The sequence below is a fragment of the Novosphingobium sp. B-7 genome, assembly GCF_000410615.1.
Classification (GTDB): Bacteria; Pseudomonadota; Alphaproteobacteria; order Sphingomonadales; family Sphingomonadaceae; genus Novosphingobium; species Novosphingobium capsulatum.
The window spans coordinates 1-4,009 of sequence record NZ_KE148345.1 but is presented as its reverse complement, the minus strand read 5'-3'; the positions used below and the strand labels follow the sequence as shown (position 1 = coordinate 4,009).

General features: G+C 64.5%; 2 protein-coding genes. Both read left to right on the top strand.

From position 1 onward, the window contains the following. The first annotated feature begins 2 nt into the window (after positions 1 to 2). The gene (locus H926_RS0112570) at positions 3 to 3,011 is read left to right on the top strand and encodes a TonB-dependent receptor (RefSeq protein WP_043609391.1); all 3,009 of its coding nucleotides are present in this window, start codon (positions 3 to 5) and stop codon (positions 3,009 to 3,011) included. A 142-nt stretch (positions 3,012 to 3,153) separates the two neighbouring features. Next, a complete protein-coding gene (locus H926_RS0112565) occupies positions 3,154 to 3,867 on the top strand; it encodes a SapC family protein (RefSeq protein ID WP_022676616.1) in 714 nt (237 codons plus the stop codon). The last annotated feature ends 142 nt before the right edge of the window (positions 3,868 to 4,009 follow it).

Here is a 4,009-nt window from a genome sequence, read left to right as displayed (position 1 = left end):
TGATGAGCACACGTTGCCATTCTTTGCGCGCGCGCCTGGTACTGGGGGCTTCGGTCATGGCCGTGGGCCTGGCAGCCAATCCGGCCTTGGCGCAGGACACCGCCGGCGCGGCATCGGCCGCCCAGCCGGCCGCCAATCCGCAAGCTGCCACCGAAGCGCCGGAAAACGCCATCGTCGTCACCGGCATCCGTGCCAGCCTTTCGGCCGCTGCCAATATCAAGCGCAGCGCCCAGGGCGTGGTCGATGCGATTTCGGCCGAAGACATGGGCAAGTTCCCCGACACCAACCTGGCCGAATCGCTTCAGCGCATCACCGGCGTGTCGATCGACCGCTCCAACGGCGAAGGCTCTACCGTTACCGTTCGTGGCTTTGGCCCCGAATTCAACCTGGTGCTGCTCAACGGCCGCCAGATGCCCACGTCCAGCCTGGGCGATGGCGCCAGCGCGCCGTCCACGCGCAGCTTCGATTTCGCCAACCTCGCGTCCGAAGGCGTTGCCGGGGTTGAAGTCTACAAGTCGGGCCGGGCGACGCTGCCCACCGGCGGCATCGGTTCGACGATCAATATCAAGACCCCACGCCCGCTCGATCGGCCCGGCCTGCATGGCAGCCTGGCGATCAAGGGCATGATCGATACCTCGCGCAACGAAGGCAGCCCGATCACGCCCGAAGTGTCGGGCATCATCAGCGACACCTTTGCCGACGGCAAGGTGGGCGTGCTGGTCACCGGCGTGTGGCAAAAGCGCAAGGCGAGCAACAACCAGGCCAATGTCGGCTGGCGCGATGGCTATCTGGGCTCGGAAAACAACTGGGGCTCGCTGCCGCAGCAGGGCGATCCGCGCTATGCCAACATCGTCAACCGGCCCGGCCCCAACGATGTCTATCAGGTGCCGCAGAACGCCAGCTATGACATTACCGACATCGATCGCGAGCGCATCAACGGGCAGCTCGTGCTGCAACTGCGCCCCACCGATACGCTGACGGCGACGTTCGACTATACCTATTCCCAGAACACCGTGCGCGCGCGCACCAACAGCGTGGGCATCTGGTTCAACTTCAACGACGTTTCCAGCCAGTGGACCGATGGCCCGGTGGCCGGCCCGGTGTTCTATGCCGAACACTTTGGCGCCAACGAAGGCAAGGACCTGTCGTATAGCGCGGCGCTTACCGAAAACCGCTCGATCAACCGCTCGATCGGCGGCAACCTCAAGTGGGACGGCATCGATCGCCTGACGCTGGAGCTGGACGCGCACCATTCGACGGCCGAATCCAAGCCCAACAATCCCTATGGCACCAGCGTGTCGGTGGGCTCTGCGGTGTTCGGCATCGCCAACCAGAAGATCGATTTTACCCACGATCTGCCGGTAATCTCGGTGGGCATGAACCCGGGCGTCGATGCGCTCGATCCGGCCAATATCACGCCCACCGGCAATGCCTTCCGCAACGCCTATTTCCGCGACGAGATCAACGAGGCGCGGCTTTCGGGCCAGTTCAAGTTCGACAGCGGGGTGATCGACAGCCTCGATTTCGGCGCGGACTACACCGAGAACAAGGTGCGTTCGGCCTATGGCTATATCCAGCATGACACCTGGGGTGGCTCGCTGCCGGCCAGCCAGACGCCTGATGACCTGTTCAGCCTGGTTTCGGTGCCGGACAAGTTCAAGGGCGTTTCGGGCGCCAACGATCCCAACATCATCAAGCAGTTCTACAGCTTCAACTTCGAGAAGATGGTGAGCCTGCTCGATAGCAAGAACCAGATCTGCGGCGGCACCGGCAACTGCCTGGCGCCCTACACCGTCGATCGCCGCATCAAGGAACGCACGATCGCGCCTTATGTGCAGGTGAACACCAAGTTCGACCTGCTCGGCCGCGAGGCGCATTTCCGCGCTGGCCTGCGCTATGAAAACACCCGCGTCACCTCGTCGGCGCTGGTGCCGGTGCCCACTGGCACGCAGTGGGTCTCGGCCAACGAATTTGGCCTGATCTATGGCGGTGACAGCGCGTTCACCACCTTTGCCGGCAGCTATGACAACTTCCTGCCCGCGTTCGACTTTGACATGCAGCCCGCGCGCAACGTCAAGTTCCGTGCATCCTACAGCCACACCATTACCCGGGCCGATTACGCCAGCCTTCAGGGTGGCCGCACGCTGGACCAGCTGTTCCGCATCGGCGGTGGCACCGGCAGCCAGGGCAATCCGGGCCTGATGCCCTACAAGTCGAAGAACATCGATGTCAGCCTCGAATGGTATTACGCGCCGACGAGCTATGTCTCGGTGGGCTTCTTCCACAAGGGCGTGTCGAACTTCATCTCGTCGGCCCGCGTCGACAGCCCGGCCTTCGGCCTGACCAACCCGGCCAATGGCCCGCGCTATCAGGCGGCGATTTCCGCGCTGGGGGCTGATGCCAGCACGGCGGCGATCCGCAACTACATCTTCACCCATTACCCTGAAAGCTCGCAGATCACCGGCACCGATGCCACCGGCAACCTGACGGGCAACATCTTTGGCACGCCTCAGGACGCGGCGGTCAATTTCCAGATCGCCACGCCGGTCAATTCCTCGCAGACCGCCACGCTTTATGGCTGGGAATTTGCCATCCAGCACTCGTTCTGGAACACCGGTTTCGGTGCAATCCTGAACTATACGATCGTGCGCGGCGATGCGACCTACGACAACACCAAGCCGTCGAGCGTCACGCAGTTCGCGCTGACCGGGCTGTCTGACAGTGCCAACGCGGTGCTGTTCTATGACAAGCACGGGCTGCAGGCGCGCGTTGCCTACAACTGGCGCGCGCAGTTCCTCTCGGGCACGGGGCCCAACCCCTATTATGTCGAGCCTTATGGCCAGGTCGATGCCAGCGCCAGCTGGGAATTCCGCAAGGGCTTCACCGTCTTTGCCGATGCCATCAACCTGACCAACCAGGGCCGGCGTGGGCACCTGCGGTCTGACAACAACGTGTTCTTCGCCTCCAGCGGCTATGCCCGCTATTCGGCTGGTTTCCGCGTCAACTTCTGACGCGGCCCTCCCCATCCGGCCGGGCGACACTGCCCGTCAGCCCGGCCGGATGGCCCTCTTTTCAACGCACTTGCCTGTGGCAGTGGGCGATGAAACAAGGGGGCAGGATTGGAAGAGCCACAAGAGAGAGGACGCCCGCACCGTGACCAGCAGCAGCAGCCACGCCCTGCTCGACAATGCCAGCCATCGCGATCTTGCCGTGGTCACCACCGCCGGGGCGCAATGGGGCGACGGGGTCATGGGATGCCTGGTCGTGCCATCGGAATTTCGCGCAGTTGCGGCGCACTATCCCATAGTGTTCCGCCGCGATGGGCAGACCGGGCGTTTTGCCGCGCTGGCCCTGTTCGGTTTTGACCACGGCGAAAACCTGTTCCTGGCCGGCGACCGCTGGGACGCGGCCTACGTGCCTTTGGCCCACGCCGTGCAGCCGTTCCTGATCGGCCGCACCCGCGATGCCGATGAAGTGCCCCAGGTCCATATCGATCTTGCCCATGCCCGCGTGGGAGCGCCCGGTGGGCAGCGCCTGTTCGATGATGCCGGTGCCCCCACGCCCTATCTTGCCGCCAAGGCAGAGCAACTGGGCGCGCTCGACGCTGGCTGGCGCGCCACGCCGGCGTTTCTCGCCGCGCTCGAACACCATGGCCTGCTCGAACCCTTTACGCTCGATGTGCCCCTGGCCGAAGGCTCCACCCGCAGCCTGGTGGGCTATCACATCATTGCCGAAGATCGCCTGGCCGCGCTCGACGGCGCGGCGCTGGGCGAACTCAACGCCCAGGGCTATCTGCTGCCGATCTACATGGCCGTGGCCGCGCTTGGGCGCTTTGCCGATCTGATGGCGCGCCTTGGCCGTGCCTGAAGGCCTTCCTTGCGTGGCAGAGGTGGCGCTGGCCGATCATGGCGGCGCTCTCGATGCCGTGCTGGCCGCCGCCACAACGCCATGCGTCGTGCGCGGCCTGGCGGCGCATTGGCCGCTGGTGCGGGCCGGGCGCGACAGCGCC